Annotated in this window: 18 protein-coding genes and 1 pseudogene; 4 read left to right on the top strand and 15 right to left on the bottom strand. The window is 39.2% G+C overall.

What is annotated here, in order from left to right:
- Positions 1–57 precede the first annotated feature (57 nt).
- The 6 genes from EL087_RS01930 to EL087_RS01905 all read right to left on the bottom strand — a co-directional run bounded on the left by EL087_RS01930 (position 58) and on the right by EL087_RS01905 (position 6,760).
- Positions 58–2,709, bottom strand: a complete 2,652-nt coding sequence (locus EL087_RS01930) for a valine--tRNA ligase (protein ID WP_126406535.1) — start codon at positions 2,707–2,709, stop codon at positions 58–60.
- A 172-nt stretch (positions 2,710–2,881) separates the two neighbouring features.
- On the bottom strand, positions 2,882–4,009 hold the full coding sequence (locus EL087_RS01925; protein ID WP_126406532.1) for a hypothetical protein: 1,128 nt from the start codon (positions 4,007–4,009) through the stop codon (positions 2,882–2,884).
- Between the two features lie 63 nt (positions 4,010–4,072).
- Positions 4,073–4,639 carry a GNAT family N-acetyltransferase gene (locus EL087_RS01920; protein ID WP_126406529.1) on the bottom strand — a complete coding sequence of 189 codons (567 nt, stop codon included), beginning with the start codon at positions 4,637–4,639 and terminating at the stop codon, positions 4,073–4,075.
- Positions 4,640–4,897: 258 nt separating this feature from the next.
- On the bottom strand, positions 4,898–5,152 hold the full coding sequence (locus EL087_RS01915; protein ID WP_022525301.1) for a DUF1912 family protein: 255 nt from the start codon (positions 5,150–5,152) through the stop codon (positions 4,898–4,900).
- 10 nt (positions 5,153–5,162) lie between these two features.
- Positions 5,163–6,527 carry a DUF438 domain-containing protein gene (locus tag EL087_RS01910; RefSeq protein WP_126406526.1) on the bottom strand — a complete coding sequence of 455 codons (1,365 nt, stop codon included), beginning with the start codon at positions 6,525–6,527 and terminating at the stop codon, positions 5,163–5,165.
- Positions 6,527–6,760, bottom strand: a complete 234-nt coding sequence (locus tag EL087_RS01905; protein ID WP_003028395.1) for a DUF1858 domain-containing protein — start codon at positions 6,758–6,760, stop codon at positions 6,527–6,529. Before EL087_RS01905 ends, EL087_RS01910 begins: the two co-directional genes overlap by 1 nt.
- Positions 6,761–7,070: 310 nt before the next feature.
- On the opposite strand from EL087_RS01905, the gene EL087_RS01900 reads away from it, so the two are divergent.
- Entirely contained in the window at positions 7,071–8,003 is a 933-nt protein-coding gene (locus EL087_RS01900) for a nitronate monooxygenase (RefSeq protein ID WP_126406522.1), read from the top strand.
- Positions 8,004–8,292: 289 nt separating this feature from the next.
- Here the strand turns inward: EL087_RS01900 and EL087_RS01895 are convergent.
- Together EL087_RS01895 and rlmD are read right to left on the bottom strand one after the other, a co-directional pair.
- Positions 8,293–8,776 (bottom strand): annotated as a pseudogene (locus EL087_RS01895) (cytidine deaminase family protein).
- Position 8,777: 1 nt separating this feature from the next.
- On the bottom strand, positions 8,778–10,136 hold the full coding sequence (gene rlmD, locus EL087_RS01890; protein WP_126406519.1) for a 23S rRNA (uracil(1939)-C(5))-methyltransferase RlmD: 1,359 nt from the start codon (positions 10,134–10,136) through the stop codon (positions 8,778–8,780).
- A 37-nt stretch (positions 10,137–10,173) separates the two neighbouring features.
- Between rlmD and recX the strand changes: the two genes are divergently transcribed.
- From recX to EL087_RS01875, 3 genes are all read left to right on the top strand, one after another.
- Positions 10,174–10,950, top strand: coding sequence for a recombination regulator RecX (gene recX / locus EL087_RS01885; RefSeq protein ID WP_126406516.1), 777 nt, complete (start codon positions 10,174–10,176; stop codon positions 10,948–10,950).
- An 86-nt stretch (positions 10,951–11,036) separates the two neighbouring features.
- Complete coding sequence (locus EL087_RS01880; RefSeq protein ID WP_003028401.1) at positions 11,037–11,570, top strand: DUF402 domain-containing protein; 534 nt, start codon at positions 11,037–11,039, stop codon at positions 11,568–11,570.
- 119 nt (positions 11,571–11,689) lie between these two features.
- Positions 11,690–12,007 (top strand): DUF960 domain-containing protein, encoded by a 318-nt coding sequence (locus EL087_RS01875; protein WP_049516901.1) that lies wholly within the window; start codon positions 11,690–11,692, stop codon positions 12,005–12,007.
- Positions 12,008–12,135: 128 nt separating this feature from the next.
- Here EL087_RS01875 and EL087_RS01870 read toward each other — a convergent pair whose 3' ends face one another.
- The 7 genes from EL087_RS01870 to EL087_RS01840 all read right to left on the bottom strand — a co-directional run bounded on the left by EL087_RS01870 (position 12,136) and on the right by EL087_RS01840 (position 19,145).
- Positions 12,136–12,507 carry a S1 RNA-binding domain-containing protein gene (locus EL087_RS01870; protein ID WP_126406513.1) on the bottom strand — a complete coding sequence of 124 codons (372 nt, stop codon included), beginning with the start codon at positions 12,505–12,507 and terminating at the stop codon, positions 12,136–12,138.
- A 1-nt stretch (position 12,508) separates the two neighbouring features.
- The gene (locus tag EL087_RS01865; RefSeq protein WP_126406510.1) at positions 12,509–13,909 is read right to left on the bottom strand and encodes a bifunctional Cof-type HAD-IIB family hydrolase/peptidylprolyl isomerase; all 1,401 of its coding nucleotides are present in this window, start codon (positions 13,907–13,909) and stop codon (positions 12,509–12,511) included.
- A gap of 39 nt (positions 13,910–13,948) precedes the next feature.
- Entirely contained in the window at positions 13,949–14,581 is a 633-nt protein-coding gene (locus EL087_RS01860; RefSeq protein ID WP_003028406.1) for a response regulator transcription factor, read from the bottom strand.
- A gap of 1 nt (position 14,582) precedes the next feature.
- Positions 14,583–15,578: a sensor histidine kinase gene (locus EL087_RS01855; RefSeq protein ID WP_059221090.1), complete on the bottom strand. Its 996-nt coding sequence runs from the start codon at positions 15,576–15,578 to the stop codon at positions 14,583–14,585.
- Positions 15,575–16,273, bottom strand: a complete 699-nt coding sequence (gene liaF, locus EL087_RS01850) for a cell wall-active antibiotics response protein LiaF (RefSeq protein WP_003025810.1) — start codon at positions 16,271–16,273, stop codon at positions 15,575–15,577. The genes EL087_RS01855 and liaF overlap by 4 nt, the downstream gene beginning before the upstream one ends.
- A 260-nt stretch (positions 16,274–16,533) precedes the next feature.
- Positions 16,534–18,408, bottom strand: a complete 1,875-nt coding sequence (gene pknB, locus EL087_RS01845; protein WP_126406508.1) for a Stk1 family PASTA domain-containing Ser/Thr kinase — start codon at positions 18,406–18,408, stop codon at positions 16,534–16,536.
- On the bottom strand, positions 18,405–19,145 hold the full coding sequence (locus EL087_RS01840) for a Stp1/IreP family PP2C-type Ser/Thr phosphatase (RefSeq protein WP_126406505.1): 741 nt from the start codon (positions 19,143–19,145) through the stop codon (positions 18,405–18,407). The genes pknB and EL087_RS01840 overlap by 4 nt, the downstream gene beginning before the upstream one ends.
- Positions 19,146–19,147 lie beyond the last annotated feature (2 nt).

Here is a 19,147-nt window from a genome sequence, read left to right as displayed (position 1 = left end):
TATTCTCATTATGCCAAAAACACAACATTTCTGCTGTGTTTTTTAGGTCTATGCGTACTACCCCTCCAACTTCTCCATCTCTTCAATCCGCTCTTGCGTGGCATCATATTTGGCTTGGTAGTCGGTTTGCTTTTGTCGCTCTTTCGCGACGATTTCTGGTTTGGCATTGGCGACAAATTTTTCGTTGCTGAGTTTCTTGGCAACTATATCCAATTCTTTTTGCCATTTAGTAAGTTCTTTGTCAAGGCGGGCTAGTTCTTCTTCAACATTGAGCAAGTCAGCGAGAGGCAGATAGATTTCAGCTCCTGTGATGATGCTGGACATAGCTAATTCTGGCGCCTCAATGTCAGAAGCAATTTCCAAATGCTCTGGATTGGTAAAACGCTTGATGTAGTTGACATTGGCATTGAAGAAACTTTCCAATTCTTTATCACTTGTTTTCACGAGAAGTGTAATTGGTTTACTTGGAGCAACATTCACTTCGCTACGTGCGTTACGGACAGCACGGATAAGGTCTTTAAGGCTTTCAACACCTTTATGCGCAGCTTCATTTTCAAACGTTGGGTTAACTGTTGGGTATTCAGCTGTTACGATTGAACCTTCAGAAATTTGTTCAAAGATTTCTTCAGTAACAAATGGCATGATTGGGTGAAGCAAACGAAGAATCTTATCAAGGGTGTAAAGAAGAACTGAACGAGTGATAACTTTTTCATCTTCATTGTCACTGTAAAGCACTTCTTTTGTCAATTCAACGTACCAGTCAGCAAATTCATCCCAGATGAAGTTGTAAAGGATATGACCAGCCACACCAAATTCAAATTTATCAAAGTTTTCAGTAACTTTGGCAATTGTTTCATTCAAGTTGTGAAGAATCCAGCGGTCAGTTACGTTACCAGCCGTACCAGCCGCAACTTTTGCAACATTTTCGCTCGCTTGGTCAAGGATAAGGTCTTCATTATTCATGAGGATGTAACGAGAGATATTCCAAATCTTGTTAATGAAGTTCCAAGCAGCGTCCATCTTTTCATAGCTAAAACGCACGTCTTGACCCGGTGCAGAGCCGTTTGAGAGGAACCAGCGCAGAGCATCAGCACCATATTTTTCGATAACATCCATTGGGTCAATACCGTTACCGAGAGATTTAGACATCTTGCGGCCTTGTTCGTCGCGAATGAGACCGTGGATAAGGACATTCTTAAATGGACGGTGACCAGTGAATTCCAAGGATTGGAAAATCATACGAGATACCCAGAAGAAGATGATATCGTAACCTGTCACAAGGGTTGACGTTGGGAAGTAACGTTTGAAGTCTTCTGAGTCTGTGTCAGGCCAGCCCATAGTTGAGAATGGCCAAAGGGCAGAGCTAAACCAAGTGTCAAGAACATCTTCATCTTGAGTCCATCCGTCACCTTCTGGAGCTTCTTCACCAACGTACATGTCACCTTCAGCATTGTACCATGCTGGGATTTGATGCCCCCACCAGAGCTGACGAGAGATAACCCAGTCGTGAACATTTTCCATCCATTGAAGGAAAGTATCGTTGAAACGTGGTGGGTAGAATTTCACTTCATCATCAGTATCTTGGTTGGCAATCGCATTTTTAGCCAATTGATCCATTTTAACGAACCATTGTGTTGACAAACGTGGCTCAACCATAACACCCGTACGTTCTGAATGACCAACAGAGTGTGTCATTTTTTCAATATTAACAAGCGCACCAATTTCTTCCAATTTTTTAACAACGGCTTTGCGAGCTTCAAAGCGATCCATGCCAGCAAATTCACCAGCAAGTTCGTTCATCGTACCGTCATCATTCATGACATTAACTTGAGGAAGATTGTGACGTTGACCAACAAGGAAGTCGTTAGGGTCATGGGCTGGAGTGATTTTAACCACACCAGTACCAAATTCTGGGTCAGCGTGTTCATCACCAACGATTGGAATAGCTTTGTTAACGATTGGCAAGATAACATTTTGTCCAATCAGATCTTTGTAACGATCATCATTTGGGTTAACCGCAACGGCAACGTCACCGAACATTGTTTCAGGACGAGTTGTGGCAACTTCAAGGCTACGTGAACCATCTTCCAACATGTAGTTCATGTGGTAGAAAGCACCTTCGACATCTCTGTGGATAACTTCGATATCAGAAAGGGCTGTACGAGCTTTTGGATCCCAGTTGATGATAAATTCACCGCGATAAATCCAGCCTTTTTTATAGAGTTCTACGAAAACCTTGCGGACCGCTTTAGACAAGCCTTCATCAAGAGTGAAACGTTCCCGCGAATAATCAACAGAAATTCCCATCTTGCCCCACTGTTCTTTGATGGTTGCCGCATACTCGTCCTTCCATTCCCAGACTTTATCAAGGAATTTTTCACGACCAAGGTCGTAGCGTGAGATACCATCTTCAGCAAGACGTGCTTCAACTTTTGCCTGTGTTGCAATCCCCGCATGGTCCATACCAGGAAGCCATAAAGTATCAAAACCTTGCATACGTTTTTGACGGATAATAATATCTTGCAAAGTAGTATCCCAAGCGTGACCAAGGTGAAGTTTACCAGTTACGTTTGGTGGTGGAATAACGATAGAATACGGATGAGCTTTCTTATCGCCAGATGGCTTGAAAACATCCTCATCCAACCATTTTTGATAACGCCCAGCCTCAACCTCGGCTGGATTGTATTTAGGTGAAAGTTCTTTAGACATGTGTGTGTCCTTTCTCTATTTACGATATATGATTATAATTGTTTAAAAATTAACAACCAAATTTTTTTGAACGGTCATATAAATTGATAACTTTAGATTTAAAGTAATCTTAAGTAGTAAAAAACTTTTTGAAAATAGTATGAAATCTCTTCTAAAACTATATTTACAAAAATTACTTTTTATCTTTTAAGTATTTCTCTAAATAAGTAATCTCCTTTTTATACAAGCTCTTTTTCCATAAGTTTTCCTTTTGTATATCACTTATAACTTCTTCCCATTTCTCTTCGACTATCATTTCCTCCAGTTTTCTTGAATCTTTTTTAGCTAAAAACTTTTGAAAGCAACGAATATAGTCATTGTTCATAATACTAGATGAATCATCTTCATTATCAATTGCATTATTAATTTTCAACAGATTCTCAAAAATATCAGCGTTTTCCACAGCTCGAATTTCCTCTATATATTGGCTTTTTTCATCGTCTATACTCAATAACAAGAATAATATTTCTAAAATAAATAACGCTCCACGAATAATAAAGATAAACTTATCCTTATTAATATTTTCTAGAAAAGATATATGAGAGAGTGCTTCGATGGCATTCTCATTATAGCGTTGAATAATTCCAAAAAGTGGTAGTAAATAAAAGATTATAAATAAAATCATAAGAAATGAATTTCCATTTCTAAAAGACAATCTCACATGATCTCTTAAAAAATAGAATATTAAAAATGAAGTTAAACACAAGCCTATACATATTAACGGTATCAAATCTGAAACAATATTTCCATTCACATCACGCCAATTGGGTTTAATAAACCAAATTACTGATAGCACAGTACCCAACACTATAGATATAAAAACAAACGTCTCAAAGACTTTATATCTTACTTTTTTTCTACTGGAACTCAATTCATAATCTAATAGTAATTCCGAATAAGAAATTAATTTATCAATTAACTCCTTAGGTACTTTGCCATTATTCTTTAATTCACTCTCAATCTTATTGATCAGTATCCAAATATGACCATCCTTTAAATAAGTTGAATAACCACCAACCTTTCTTACTCGCTTTCCTTTTGCATCCAATAACAACTTTAATTCATTCAATGGTTTTTGAAGATCATTAAACGAATACAAATCTTTTATAATTGTCCTTAAGTTGTTTCGATAATAAAGATGTTCCTCGCTCATATAGTCTAAACTTCGTGACTTATTATTAGAGACAAAAACTAAAATTGCACTCAAAATAGCGCCTAATCCCGCACCACTAAGCAGGGTAATAATATGACCCACTTCCACTATTTATCACCTACTCTCAAATACTAGTAAATCCCAACTGTTTGAAATTTTCGAACAGTTTAACTAATAGTTTTGTTCCTCCCACTCACTCCTCAGCAAGCCATATATCAAACTGTCACAGCGGTTTCCTTGAACATTCTTTCTATCTCGGATGCGAGCTTCGAGGGTAAAGCCAAGTTTCTCAGCGACTCGTTGACTTTGAATATTATGGCTGTAACAAGATAGTTCAATCTTGTGAAGATCCATTTCTTTAAAAGCTAGGTCAATCAAGGCACGCGCTGCTTCTGGTACATAACCGCGACCCCAATAGTCTGGGTGCAAGGTATAGCCGAGTTCAAGCACATCATCTTCGTGGCGATGATTGAAGTCAACAGAACCAATGACTTTATCGGTTCCTTTGACTACAATGCCGTAACCTGCTGGGAGATTTTCCTTTTGATTGCGCTCAGGAAGGATATGCTCCAGATAGTAAATCTCATCTTCCAAGGTCTTGACGGGTGGAAAGCCTGCTGGGTAAGAGACTTCTGGTTGACTGGCATATTCAAAAATATCTACTGCATCAGCTACTGTGCGGACTCGCAAGACAAGCCGATCAGTCTCGATTCGTTCTGGTAACTCTGCTCTTGTCATCCTTCCCCTCGCTTTCCATAAAAAATCGCCCCTGTCATCAGTCTGACAGGGACGAATGTGTTTATCCGCGGTACCACCCAATTTCGGGCAGAGCCCGCAACTCTCGTCTTTAAAATAAAAAGACACTTTTATTTCATTTTCATCCATCAGCAACCAGTTTTGACATTTGTGCGGATTTCTCAGCAACACCGCTTTCTGTGACAAATGGGATTCAAAACACCTCTAATGCATTTAGTTTAACATGTTTTCTAGAGAAAATCAATAATTTCTCTGTCCAAAAAGTCCGTCTGGTAGGTCATGAAATCCCTTACCCTCTTGATAATTGGCAAATTTCCCCAATAGAAACTGATAGGCATCTAGGCGGCTCTCATAACGAATCGCAGCTTCTTTAGCGCGTTCATCTTTATCTTCCTCATAAACTTTCTGACTTTCTTCAAGAGCCATTTCGTTGATAGTCACCTGAGTTTTGACCCAAGCTTCAAAATCCTTTAAAAATTCCTGTTCGTACGTCATCATATACCTTCTAATCTACTCCTCGGTAGAAATCTTCTTCAATATCACGGAAAGGTTGAATATCTTGGACATATTCCAGCACCCCTTGAAACTCTCCTGCTTTATCTCGTACTGCTGCATACGTCACATGGACAAATTTGCCTCGCGACTCCGACTTAAACCACATAACAAACTTGTCTCGCTTGCCTTCGCGCAATTCCTTAAAAATAAAGCGAACTTTCTCCAAAAACTTAGGCGGGTGGCACAGCTCGACATTGCGCCCCACTTGACTCGGCGTCCGTTTAAAAATCATCTCATCAGCTGGCACACTGTCATTGTAGTACTGGAAAATATCCTCCTTATTGACAAAGGTAATCTCCATCGGCAGATGATTCAAGATTAGATTTGCCTCTTCCACTGACAAATAGCCATGTCCAAAAGACTGTTGGGCCTGTCGATCAAAATTGTTTTCTGCCTTTTTCTTTTTTGGCTTAAAAGAAAGGGTGACCTGCCCATCAGGTGTCTCAATGACCTGCTGAATAGTACCGTCTGACACAAGCTCATCACTAGCTGCCGCTTCGCTTCCAGTCTTCTCAGCAGCCTCTTTTTCTGCCTCCGTGAATGATTGACGAGCTGGCATCCATTTCTCAGCCGGCTTGATAATCGCATAGCCGTAAGCATCACTTTCTTCTGCAATTTTCAGCCAATCGTCCTGTGTGAAAGATTCCAGCAAAATCATAAGCAAGATGGATTCTTCCTTGAAAATCATCGCTTCAAACTCAGCCGCAAAATTTTCAAATGTTGCTCGAGCTTGCTCGATACCTAGGTTAGACAAATCTTCAGCAGCGGTCTTTGTTTCCTGAAAAAGCTCTCGAATCTGGTCGTCCACACCCCACATGACTTTGGGCGGTGAGTCATGACCGTATTTCTCCATAATCGGAAACATCAGCTCTTCCTTGCGCTGATAATGAATGTCAAATTGACCGACCAAGTCCAGCTGGCGCATCAGTCCCTTTTCCAACTCTGTCTTCATTTCTGCATCATCTGTTTGAGCATAGGTATCAAGGAGGCGCCGAATCCGCAACAGAGCAGCTCTAAGAGCTAGATTTTCCTGCTTAAAAATTCGAACTGGATGCCCTGGATGATCTGTATCTGCAACTTCTACATTTTTCACTGCTCCTTTAAAAAGATTCGCATGAACATTGCAAAGCGACATAACATCCTCAAAGGTTACACCCGTATCCGAGTTCATCAGTTCGTGCTCCATAAGACTGATCTCAATAGCTGAAACGCCTGTAAAATGCTTGTTAAACTGCTCTTGAACCTCTTCTGCTGTTGCACCATGATGCAAATCCAGCAAAATAGATTTCAAAATTTCAATTCGTTCATCTGCCATTAGTCTAGCCCCACAACTTCATAGCCATTTGCTTCCAATGTCATGACAATTTTATTCATAGGGGTTCCCTCTAACTTAGAGCCTTGCTTTAATGACACCTTGCGACCAACCGTATTGCGCATGATTGGATTGGCAAGCGGTTTAAAACCAAGCTCCACCAAAATTTCTAATACTTCTGGGTGCTTGTCAACTACTTCTGCCACAGGAATGGAGACATCAATGATATTGTCCATTTCTCACCTCATGATTCATTTTCTATCATTATAACATAAAAAATTAGTTACTCTCTAAGTAAAAGCAAAACTCTCTTTATCTTTAGTTGATTCCATTTTTCTGAATTAAGTATCTATAACTATTTTTAATATAGTATAAGTAATTATTATAATAAAACGATTCTTTATTTTTCACAATTAAAATAATTGATAAATCCTCTCTTCAAAGCAAAATATTTCACAAACAAAAGAAAAGTTATTAAATCACAGATTTGAAAACGCTTTTATAATCGTGATATAATAATTTTAAAAATAGGACTGAGGAGATAGTATGTCTATTACAACTTTATTAAACATTAAATATCCAATTTTTCAGGGTGCTATGGCGCAAATTTCTCACTATCAGTTGGCTGCTGCTGTTTCAGAAGCGGGTGGCTTGGGGATTATTGCTTCAGGTGGTATGACTGGCGACCAATTGCGCGAAGAAATTCGTGAATTGCGTAAACTCACAGACAAACCATTCGCTGTTAATGTGATGCTGATGCTGAAAAATGTCGAAGAGCTTGTGAATGTTATCATCGAAGAAAAAGTTCCTATTGTGACAACTGGTGCTGGCACCCCTAAATTTATTCTGCCTGCTCTCAAAGAAGCAGGTATCAAGGTTATTCCGGTCATTGCCAGCGTGAAACATGCTAAAAAAATGCAAGAATTAGGTGTTGACGCTGTTATCGCTGAAGGATCTGAAGCGGGTGGTCATATCGGTAGCACCAATACCATGGCTTTGCTGCCACAAATTACTGATGCAGTTGATATTCCCGTGATTGGTGCAGGAGGTATTGCAGACGGTCGCGGGCTTGCTGCTGCTTTCGTTTTAGGCGCACAAGGAGTTCAACTCGGTACGGTATTTCTCGCATCAGAAGAATGCCCAATCGCTGAAAGTTATAAAGAAGCAGTTCTCAAGGCAAATGATACAGATACAGCTGTCACAGGCAGGAGGGCGGGTGCCCCCGTTCGTTGTATCCAAAACGAAATGACAGACCATTATATAGAACTTGAAAATAAAGGTACCAGCCGTGAGGAACTGGAAGAGATTACTATTGGAGCTCTCTCAAAAGCTGTATATGACGGAGATACCAAAAACGGCTCCATGATGTGCGGTCAAATTGCTGGTATGATAAAAGAAATCCGACCATGCAAAGAAATCATTGAAACAATCGTATCAGATGCACAAAAAGTATTGGAAAATACAGATATTTCCTTGTAAAATAAAAAAACTTGTAGAGATTGTTTTCTACAAGTTTTTCTATTGCTGAAGTAGTTGAAAATATTTGCGTTTCATTTTATTACTCAACTTCTGTCGCCTATTTATCATCTGCTTCAAACTAGACTCACTCATGAACAAGTCATTCTATCCCATTTACCAAACGCTATAAAATATCAATAGTATTGCTAAAGGATACCTTCTTTGCAATTTTTACATCCTGATCCTTTGAACTTTCGTTGTTAGGAGGCGCCTTGCATATTATTCTAACATACAGTAAAAGTGCTTCATATCATTTTCCGTCATTTTCAGCACGTTCTTGTCCCCACCAGTAAGGCATGAGTTCTCCCAAAGTAATCGTTTCTCGTTTTTCAAAATCCAACATAAACTCTAAATGACGATTCTCAAGATTCAACTCCATTAAAAATTCTCTACATGCCCCACAAGGCATACCAGAACCTCCACCATAAGACGGTTTATCACGAAAAGCCAATACTCGTTTCATTTTTGTCTGCCCAGAATACTGATACATATTAAAAGCTGCTGCCCTTTCAGCACAGAGATGAAAGACACTACATTTATTATACCAACTTCGTTGATTTTATCTGCAACCTCCAACAGTCCTCAAGTTGTTGGAGCAAAGCAAAAGCCGATATAAATCTTTCCGTCCTCTGCTTCAATAGCTGCTACAACATGATTAGCGTACACAAAGGGCGATACCTCATGCGGATTATAGAGCTCCTTGGCTTTTTTATGCATTTTTCCCAAATATTCATTCTAATCCTCTTTCCTTATCAATTTCACTACAGCCTCGGTCCTGGCTGTGTGTGGAAACATATCCACAGATTGAATATAATGAACATCGTAGACCTTGCTCAATTGCACCAAATCTCTAGCTAGAGTAGAGACATTACAGGAGACATAAACCATTTTCTTCGGTGCATAGCGAACAATCGTTTCAAGCAGTTTTTCATCCAAACCAGTCCGTGGTGGATCCACAATCAAGGCATCTGCTCGATAGCCTTCCTTGTACCAGCGAGGAATAATACTTTCAGCAGTCCCAGCCTCATAATAAGCATTGTCAAACCCCATCTTCTCGGCATTTCGCTTAGCATCTTCAATGGCTTCCGGAATAATGTCCATACCTCGCAGAGACTTGACTCTTTTAGCAAAGGCAAAGCCAATCGTTCCCACGCCACAATAAGCATCAATCAAATGCTCTTCAGATGTCACATCAAGCGCCTTGACTGCTTCACTGTAAAGCACCTCTGTTTGCTCTGGATTGAGCTGGTAAAAAGCTCTAGGCGATAAGGAAAACTCGTAATCCAAAACACCTTCCTGAATGGTTTCTTTCCCCCAGATAATCTCCGTCCTATCTCCATAGATTTCACTTGATTTTGTCGTATGGTAATTGACCGCCACTGTTTCCAACTCTGGAAATTCTGCTGACAAATCACGAATGACTGGAGAAAAGTCCGACTTCTTTCCCGTAACAAAAATCATCTGCACCTGTCCCGTTTTTCGAGCCCTGCGAATCATGACTGTCCGAACGCCGGCTCTCCTGCGCTCATCATAGATAGGAAGATTGTACTTTCCCAAAAGGAGAGCCACTTTATTGATGACTTTCTGCGTTACTTTATCTTGAACCAGACAGTTTTTCAAAGAAATCAGATAATGAGAATTCTGTGCATAAAGACCCGCTTTTACATCTCCCTTAAATTTCCGTGTTTGAAACTGCAACTTCGCTCGATAATATTGAGGTTCTTGCATACCAATCGTTGGACGAATCTCGTAGTTTTTATAACCTTGAGGTGCAAATTTTTTCAAAGCCTGTCGCAGCAAATCAGCCTTAAATTCTAACTGTTTGTCATAATGCAAGTGCATAATCTGGCAGCCCCCGCATTTTTCATAAATCTCACAAGGAGGCTCTACTCGATACTTGGAGCGTTTGTTAATCGTCAACAGTTTTGCTTCAACAAAATTACGCTTAACCGTCGTGATTTGACAAAAAATATCCTCACCTTTTAAAGCACCTGGCACAAAGACCAATGTCTTTTTATAAAATCCAATCCCTTCCCCGTTGATTCCCATTTTTTTGATTTTCAAGGGGATTTTTTGTTTTACTTTCAGATTCATAAGCCTATCTTACCATATTTTGAGGTATAATAGAATCATGAAAATTACAAAAATTGAAAAGAAAAAGCGGCTTTATCTCTTAGAGCTGGACGAAACGGAAAAACTGTATGTCACCGAAGATACCATTGTTCATTTTATGTTGTCAAAAGGTATGAACATTACTGAGCAAGATCTGAAAGAAATCCAAGAATATGCTCAATTTTCTTATGGAAAAAATCTGGCACTGTATCATCTTTCTTTCAAGCAGCGTACTGTAAAGGAAGTCAATGATTATTTGCGCAAGCACGACATGGAAGAGGAAACGATTGTTCACGTTATTGACAACTTAAAAAAAGACAACTGGCTAGATGATGCCAAATATACTCATTCATTTATCCATTCCAATCTTCTCTCAGGAGACAAAGGTGCGTATGCGCTCAAGCAAAAGTTAATGCAAAAAGGAATTGCTGCTTCTATCATTGATGATGAGTTGCATCAACATGATTTTACAAACCTAGCAGAAACAGTTGCTCAAAAATTACTCAAAAAATATCAAGGGAAGCTCCCGACAAAAGCACTTCACGATAAAATCTTACAACAGCTTATCAATAAAGGCTTTTCCTATGAAGAAGCAAAAATAGCTTATCAAAGCCTTACCATAGAAAACGATGACGAAAAACAACAAGAATTGCTTTACAAAGAATTAGACAAACAATACCGCAAGTATTCTAAAAAATACGACGGCTATGATTTAAAGCAACGCCTTACTAAAGCACTCGCACGCAAAGGCTTTGATTTTTCTGATATCGCGAGCGCTCTCAAAGAATATCTATAAAAAATGTAAGGTTTATTTATGTTTTTTCATGAAAATATGTTACAATAAAAGCGATAACCTGATAAATTGTAGAAAGTTGGTAGATTATGAAGCTTCCAAAAGAAGGCGACTTTATTACAATTCAAAGTTATAAGCATAATGGAAGTCTGCACCGCACTTGGCGCGACACCATGGTACTAAAAACAACTGAAAACGCCATTATTGGTGTCAACGACCATACCTTGGTCACAGAAAGTGACGGGCGGCGTTGGGTGACACGTGAGCCAGCTATTGTCTATTTTCATAAAAAATATTGGTTTAACATTATCGCTATGATCCGCGAAAATGGGATTTCCTACTATTGCAATCTAGCCAGCCCCTATTATCTTGATGCAGAAGCATTAAAATACATAGATTATGATTTAGACGTCAAAGTCTTCACCAATGGTGAAAAGCGATTGCTGGATGTAGATGAATACGAGCGCCACAAACGGCAGATGAGCTACTCCAATGATTTAGATTACATTCTCAAAGAAAATGTAAAAATCTTAGTAGACTGGATTAATAATGAGCGTGGACCTTTTTCACAGGCCTATGTCAATATTTGGTACAAACGTTATGTAGAGCTAAAGAATCGCTAAAGTTGTCAAGGGACCTCTGGTCCTTTTTGATTTTCAAAGAACAATTTCTTGCAATTCAAGCTTATTTTATGTATCATATAGAAAATACTTTGATGAATGAGCACAGAAAGGAAGAAACAATGGCTTTTACAAATACACGTGGACGTTATGCCAGCTTTGGCGTTGTAACAAGTTTGCCAGATGACATTATTGATTCTTTCTGGTACATCATTGATAATTTTTTAAAAGATGTGTTTGAATTAGATGAACTTCTTCGATTCGAACTCATCAACCATCAAGGAAAATTAACATTTCGATTTTCCGAGGCAAGTCTGTCAACTACTGTCTCTTTTGATTTTAATGACGCTTTCGATCCATTTTTTCCACGAGAAATCTTTGTGACTGACAATAATGGCAAAGAAACCATCATGCTGCCAGATGAATATGCTTTAATGTGATAGTGGTTTGAACAAAGAATACAGAATTGATATCCACCTGAAAATGTATGAGAATAAATAACCCCCTCAATAAGATACAATGCTCTCTTATTGAGGGGGTCTTTTATATGAAAATATCACAATTCTTGTCATTTGGTTTCTTCTTTTGATTGATTCAGAAAATCCATTGCTTCCTTGGTCCAAGTCGGCAAATTTTTAGTGAGCGGTGCAAAACCAATCTTGTAACGGTCATTTGAAAAGCGATGGCGTTTAGGTAAATGATGCTTCTCTTCTTCCAGAGTTCTCATTGACAAACTAGCCTTGCCTGAAAATTCATCATAGTCCATCACTTGCACCAAGACCTGATCGTCAACATGCAGAATTTCATGGATATTTTCGATATAGCCTGTCCGAATTTCTGAGATATGAATCAATCCCATGGCACCCGTTTCTAGTTCCACAAAAGCACCATAAGGCTGAATACCAGTAATTCGGCCTTTTAGTTTTTCACCAATTTTCATCTCAATCCTCAATTTCAATAGTTCCAATCACGACATCCTCAAGCGGTTTATCCATTGCACCAGTTTCAACTGCCGCAATCTTATCTAACACTTGATAAGAAGCCTCGTCTAGCAATTGACCAAACACAGTATGCCGGCGATCCAAATGAGGCGTTCCACCTTTGCTTGCATAGATTTCAGCAATTGGTGTCGGCCAACCACCACGTTCCAATTCCTTTTGTGCATAAGGAATCTTGCTGTTTTGCACAATAAAAAATTGACTGCCATTTGTGTTCGGACCAGCATTGGCCATTGAAAGTGCTCCACGGATATTGTACAATTCTGGAGAAAACTCATCCTCAAACTTTTCACCATAAATAGATTCGCCACCCATACCCGTACCAGTTGGATCACCACCTTGAATCATGAAATCCTTGATAATCCGGTGAAAAATGATTCCATCATAGTAGCCATTCTTTGACAAAGCGATAAAATTAGCCACTGTCTTCGGTGCCTGTTCTGGAAATAATTGAAATTTCAAATCACCGTGGTTGGTTTTAATAGTCGCTTTCGGTCCTTCTGTTGTTTCCATCGTTACTTGTGGAAAATGCAATTCTTTTTCTACCATTCCTAACTCCTCTAAGGCATAAAAAATGCCGTCTTCTTCTACTGTTTTTGTCACAAAATCAGCCTTTGCTTTGATCTTTACATGGGAAATGCCCATAGCAATACTGATACCTGCATAATCAAACAACTCTAAATCATTGAGTTCATCTCCAAAAACCATCACATTCTCAGGCTTCAACCCTAGATGCTCCACAACTGTCGCAACTCCAGATGCTTTTGAACCATTTGTTAGAACTACATCTGATGAATGCGGATGCCAGCGAACCAATCGTAGATGTTCTTCTAACTCTTTGGGCAATTGCAAGCTATCTCCAATATCTTCAAATGTCCACATTTGATAAACGTTGTGATCTTGATAAAAATCCGGCTGAATAGGTAAATTAGGATAAACAATATCAATGGCTTCATCAATAAGCGGTGTTCGCGTCGAAAGCGCTGCCTCATGACTACCAACGAGGCCAAAGTCAATCCCAACTTCCTTCGTCCACGCAATGTATGCCTCCACCATTTCCTTGGGAATGGCATGCTGGACAACTACATTTCCTCTTTTATCCTCTACATAGGAACCATTCAAAGTGACAAAGAAATCCGGCTGCAATGCTTTCAGCTCTGGCACTACACCAAAAATCCCTCTCCCTGAAGCAATTCCTGTCAAAATTCTTTTTTCTTTTAGCTGTTTAAACACCGTTTTGATAGAGTCCGGAATATAGCCAGTATCTTTCACTCGCAACGTATCATCAATATCGAAAAAGACGATTTTGATTTTCTTGGCTTTATACTTTAATTTTGCGTCCATAATCTCCCTCTAGCAATTATTCTGTTTTCTATTATACCACTAAATGTCATCTTGTGGGACAAGGTGATGTTGGAAAGCATAAACAACAGCTTGTGTACGGTCACTCACCTCTAGCTTTGATAAGATATTGGACACATGTGTTTTCACTGTCTTTAAAGAAATAAATAATTCATCTGCTATGCGTTGATTTTCATAACCTTTTGCCAGTAGTCCTAAAATATCTCGCTCACGCGCAGTCAAATCTTCGTGCAATTCAATATGATTTCGATGATATTCTACTTTTTGGCTGACCTCTGTTTCAATAGCAAGTTCACCCTTGGCTACTTTTCGGACCGCTCGTAAAATATCATCAGCACTAGAAGTTTTTAGCATATATCCTTTAGCACCCGCATCTAAAACTGGATAAATTTTTTCATTATCCAAATAAGAAGTCAAAATGAGAATTTTAGCTTCAGGCCATTCTTTTAAAATGGCAAGCGTCGCTTCAATCCCATTCATTTCAGGCATGACAATGTCCATCATAATCACATCTGGGTGCAACTCCAAAGCTTTTTCAACTCCTTCGCGACCATTTGAAGCTTCTGCCACTACATCCACATCGTCTTGTAAATCCAAATAACCTTTCAAGCCAAGTCTTACCATTTCATGGTCATCTACTAATAAAATCTGCATCCTAAGCTCCTTTCAATAATGGCACACGAATGTCAATTGCCACTCCCTGCTTCAGAGCGGTTAAAATCTGCATTGTTCCTGCCATGTCATTTACTCTTTCTTCCATATTTTTCAAACCATAGCTCAATTCATCAGATGAGGTATGCTCAAAGCCAATCCCATCATCTGTCATTTTCAACTGCAATTCATTCCGAGTTTGATACAAATAAACATCTAAATGATTCGCATTGGCGTGACGGAGCGTATTACTGATAATTTCCTGAGCAATTCTAAAAATATGCTCCTCAATCTGTTTCGGTAATTTTTGAACATCATGGTGAAAACTCACCTCAATATCGCTTTTATCTGATAGCTCTTTCAAGATGAGGTTCAGCCCTTCAACTAAGCTCTTCCCCTCCAACTCTGTCGGTCTCAAATGTAGAAGCAAGATACGCAAATCCCTTTGGGCAGTATTTAAAATTCCTGATACGCCTGTCAATTGTTTTGATAAGCTATCCGTATCTAAGTTCTCCACTTGACCTGTCACACCTGACAAAATCATATTAGCAGCAAAAAGCTCTTGACTGACCGTATCATGTAAGTCACGCGCAATTCGCTTGCGTTCTTTCTCAATAATCGTCTCCTCATTTTGCAGGGCACGGTTCTCTGACTTTTGCAGATTTTCTGTCAAATGAGTCAATTTCTCTGAAACCTGCCGAAAAGAGGCATCAATTTCAGGCTGATGAATCTCTTGTAATTCTCGACCTTCTAAAACATTTTTTAGGTTTGTTTGAATGGCCGACAAAGTGACCATTTGAATCACTTTAACACCTAAAATCATCAGCATCGTCAGAGATAAAGTCAGTACAATCACAAAGAAACTGAACTTTTCCAACCGCTCTACATTACTAAAAATCAGTTGCCAATCAAAATTAAATAGGCTAAAAATATAATGAATAATGATTCCTAAAATGAGTAGGGAATAAAAGCTAATCAAGAGATAGTAGACTTTTTTCATTTGCGAACCACCTCAACATTTCCTAAAAACGTTGACAGGACAATTTTGACGCTTTTATGTGCTCGCTTGAAGTCTGGTGTCGTTAGGCTGATACTTTCATTTCGCAATTCATAAACAGGTTGATCTAAAAACTGCAATTCACCATATAAATTATTCACTTTCAGGCTGACTGCCACATCAACTGGCACGATGATTTTTGTATTTCCGAAAAATTTTCGCAAAATAATCACATTGTCATGGTTTGTGATAATGACTTGTTCCAAATGAATCGTATCTTTACCCATAAGACGGAAAAGATTGATGTCATCAAATCTACAGGTATCCGATGAGCCAAAATGATGAAGATTTCCCAACCATTGATTTTTTTCACGTTTTTGTTCTACTGCATCATCAAAGATGAGATTCGTCACTCCATTTTCCTTATAAATGTAAGGATAAGCCACAATCATGCCATAAATGACCGCAAAGAGCAAAGCAGCAATAACATAAGGATTGAGCATAATAATGAAAAAGAGCAGTATGGTAGAGGTTACTAGCAGAAAATTTCCTCTTTGTTTTCCAAAATAATAATAGAGCAATAACAAGAAGAGCACCAAAAAAAGAATAACACGTGAAAAATGACCAGACAAAATGGTCACTAATGCAAATGTTAATAGAATAGATTCAACAAAGATAAAAAATTGGATCTTTCTCATAGCCTCGATACCTTTCTTACTCTATTGTATCAAAAACTTACAAAAATTCCTCCGGCTAAGGTATGAAAAGAAGGGAGTGAACTGGAAGAAAATATTTTCAAGTTCTAGTTTGTAGTCCTAGAAGCTAACATTTTTATTTACAATATACTGGATAAACTTGATTGAGCAAAAACAATGCTTATCAATGATGTAAAACGAGTGCAAAAAAAGAGTGAGGGAAAATCGGTTTAACAAAACTACGATTTTATCCTCTCTCTTTTTTAATTACTTGCACTAGCACTTGTGTCTGGTGTTTTTGAGCTGCTTCCATCATTACCACTAGCTGACGAACTGCTAGAGGATGGGCTAGTTTTATCTGAGCTGCTATCAGATTGTGAACTACTTCCAGATGTTGAAGAATCTTCGGTTTTTGGCTCATATACATATAAGACAATGCGATCACTCTTCAAATTCAAAGACTGACCAGCTTCTGGGGTTTGTCTGATAATCGTATTTGCCTGTGTACCCGCTGGAGCTGTTGTAACCGTACGTTTTTCAATATTCGCACCTTGAATACCAATCACTTCTGTCAAATTATTATAAGCAAATTCATAAGTTGAGCCGATATAGCTTGGCATCGTGACACTTGAAACGGACTTCGCTACTTTTAACGTAATACGTGTCTTTGAAGTCAAATCATAAGTGCTGCCTGCTGCTGGTGTTTGATCAACAACTGTTCCTGCCGCATACTCACTACTTTCAACTTCTTCTGTTTTAATTAAGCCTTTTGAAACCTTGTATTTTTGTACCAGATTGTTGATAGCATCTGCTCTTTTCTGACCTTTATAATCTTCCATAATAAAAGTTTTAGTCCCTTTTGAGACAATCAGATCCACCGTACTGCCCTCACGACGTTGCGTTCCCGCTTCTGGATTGGTGCGAATAACTGAATCTTTTTTAACAGAATCACTGTATTCGTCTTTTTCCTTGCCAACTTTCAAACCTGCAGTTTCGATTGCAGAACGTGCTTGGGCAATAGTTTTTCCAGTAACATCTGGGATTTTTACATTTGACGGACTCAAATAGACTAAAGCCACCAGAGCTACGATGACTAAAACCACCGCTGATAACAAAACTTTATAGCGCGTTCTTAAACGGCGCTTCTTTTTTGCTTTTGGCGTAGGCGTAGGCGTACTACTGACTACTTCTTTTGTAGGAGCAGGTGTTGACTTCGTCGCAGAAGTCAAGGTATTTTGTGATACTTTCGGCAGTGTCTTTGTGTCTGCTTTAGCAGTGTCATCAAAAACTAGTTTTTTCTCATTTCGACGGTCAGCAGATAAGCAGCTTGATAAATCCACATACATTTCTGCAACTGACTGATAACGATCCGTCAATTTTTTTGCCGTTGCCTTGATGACTACATTTTCCAATGCTTGTGGAACGTTTGGATTTTCAGCAATCACAGAAGGAAGAGGCTTTTGGAAATGCTGTAGGGCAATCGTAACAGCACTATCTCCATCATAAGGGATATGTCCTGTCAGCATTTCATAGAAAATAATCCCCATGGCATAAATATCGCTCTGAACGGTCGCTTTTGAACCACGCGCCTGTTCTGGTGACAAATAATGTACAGACCCCAGCATAGAGTTGGTTTGCGTTAAGCTCGTTTCTGCAAAAGCTACCGCAATTCCAAAGTCAGTGACTTTTGCATCGCCATCTGGAGTTAAAAGGACATTTTGAGGTTTCAAATCACGGTGAACAATCCCGTGCGTGTGTGCCAAACGCATCGCCAAAAGGATTTGTCCCATGATTCGAACCGCTTCTTCATTGGACAAAGGAGCATGCTCTTTGATATAGCGCTTTAAGTCGAGTCCAGCCACATATTCCATTGCTAGATATTGCTGACCTTCTTCTTCTCCAATGTCGGTAATCCGAACAATATGAGGATGATCCAAGTCTGCCATAGCTCGCGCCTCTCTTTGAAAACGCGCCACAGCAATCGGATCTGTCTGGTAATTGGTTCTTAGAACCTTAACTGCGACTTCTTCCCCGTCTAAAATCAAGTCTTTCGCCAAGTAGACATCTGCCATGCCACCTCGACCAATTTGTTTGATGATTTTATATCGTCCGGCAAATATCTTGCCGACTTGAATCATTCTGCGTCCTCCTTATGATAATGAACCAGGGCAACTGTAATATTGTCCAGACCGCCTGCATTATTTGCAAAGCGAATCAAGGTTTCCGCCTTTTCTGAAAGAGCAATATCGCTTGTCATAATGTCATAAATTTCACTTTCTGAAATCATATTGGACAAACCATCACTATTCAAAATAATGTAATCATCATCTTCTAAGCTAATCATGCCAACATCAGGCTGCACTTCGCCTCTTTGACCGATTGATTGCGTGATGATGTTGCGTTGTGGGTGACGTTCTGCTTCCTCAGGCGTAATTTGTCCTGCTTTGAGTAATTCATTCACCAAAGAATGATCGCTCGTCAACTGTCTGTAGCTGTCCCCACGCACCAAACCAATACGAGAATCCCCTACATGAGCATAAATTGCTTGATTGCCAATAATTGCTAAGGCTTCAAGCGTCGTTCCCATGCCTTTATATTCTTCATCTTGACCAAATTGGTGAACTTTTTGATTTTCTGTTTCGAGATGTTCTGCGAACCACTCACGGACACCGTTAATAGAATCAATTTGAGTATCCACCCAAGCGGCACCGAGGTCTGTTACTGCCATTTCACTAGCAATATTACCGGCACGGTGACCTCCCATACCATCTGCTAAAAGAACCATTGTCATACCGGCACGATTAACAAATTGATTGGCATAATCTTGATTATTTGTACGCTTCTGACCAACATCTGTTAATAATGAAATTTCCATAC

This window comes from Streptococcus milleri, assembly GCF_900636525.1.
Classification (GTDB): Bacteria; Bacillota; Bacilli; order Lactobacillales; family Streptococcaceae; genus Streptococcus; species Streptococcus hominis.
Note: the sequence above shows the minus strand (reverse complement) of the source record. Positions and strands in the feature narration are given on the sequence as shown.

Bases quoted from the DNA above. Each gene is read 5' to 3' on its own strand.
- EL087_RS01930 (WP_126406535.1), bottom strand. From the start codon at position 2,709: ATGTCTAAAGAACTTTCACCTAAATACAATCCAGCCGAGGTTGAGGCT.
- EL087_RS01920 (WP_126406529.1), bottom strand. From the start codon at position 4,639: ATGACAAGAGCAGAGTTACCAGAACGAATCGAGACTGATCGGCTTGTC.
- EL087_RS01915 (WP_022525301.1), bottom strand. From the start codon at position 5,152: ATGACGTACGAACAGGAATTTTTAAAGGATTTTGAAGCTTGGGTCAAA.
- EL087_RS01910 (WP_126406526.1), bottom strand. From the start codon at position 6,527: ATGGCAGATGAACGAATTGAAATTTTGAAATCTATTTTGCTGGATTTG.
- EL087_RS01905 (WP_003028395.1), bottom strand. From the start codon at position 6,760: ATGGACAATATCATTGATGTCTCCATTCCTGTGGCAGAAGTAGTTGAC.
- EL087_RS01900 (WP_126406522.1), top strand. From the start codon at position 7,071: ATGTCTATTACAACTTTATTAAACATTAAATATCCAATTTTTCAGGGT.
- rlmD (WP_126406519.1), bottom strand. From the start codon at position 10,136: ATGAATCTGAAAGTAAAACAAAAAATCCCCTTGAAAATCAAAAAAATG.
- recX (WP_126406516.1), top strand. From the start codon at position 10,174: ATGAAAATTACAAAAATTGAAAAGAAAAAGCGGCTTTATCTCTTAGAG.
- EL087_RS01880 (WP_003028401.1), top strand. From the start codon at position 11,037: ATGAAGCTTCCAAAAGAAGGCGACTTTATTACAATTCAAAGTTATAAG.
- EL087_RS01875 (WP_049516901.1), top strand. From the start codon at position 11,690: ATGGCTTTTACAAATACACGTGGACGTTATGCCAGCTTTGGCGTTGTA.
- EL087_RS01870 (WP_126406513.1), bottom strand. From the start codon at position 12,507: ATGAAAATTGGTGAAAAACTAAAAGGCCGAATTACTGGTATTCAGCCT.
- EL087_RS01865 (WP_126406510.1), bottom strand. From the start codon at position 13,909: ATGGACGCAAAATTAAAGTATAAAGCCAAGAAAATCAAAATCGTCTTT.
- EL087_RS01860 (WP_003028406.1), bottom strand. From the start codon at position 14,581: ATGCAGATTTTATTAGTAGATGACCATGAAATGGTAAGACTTGGCTTG.
- EL087_RS01855 (WP_059221090.1), bottom strand. From the start codon at position 15,578: ATGAAAAAAGTCTACTATCTCTTGATTAGCTTTTATTCCCTACTCATT.
- liaF (WP_003025810.1), bottom strand. From the start codon at position 16,273: ATGAGAAAGATCCAATTTTTTATCTTTGTTGAATCTATTCTATTAACA.
- pknB (WP_126406508.1), bottom strand. From the start codon at position 18,408: ATGATTCAAGTCGGCAAGATATTTGCCGGACGATATAAAATCATCAAA.
- EL087_RS01840 (WP_126406505.1), bottom strand. From the start codon at position 19,145: ATGGAAATTTCATTATTAACAGATGTTGGTCAGAAGCGTACAAATAAT.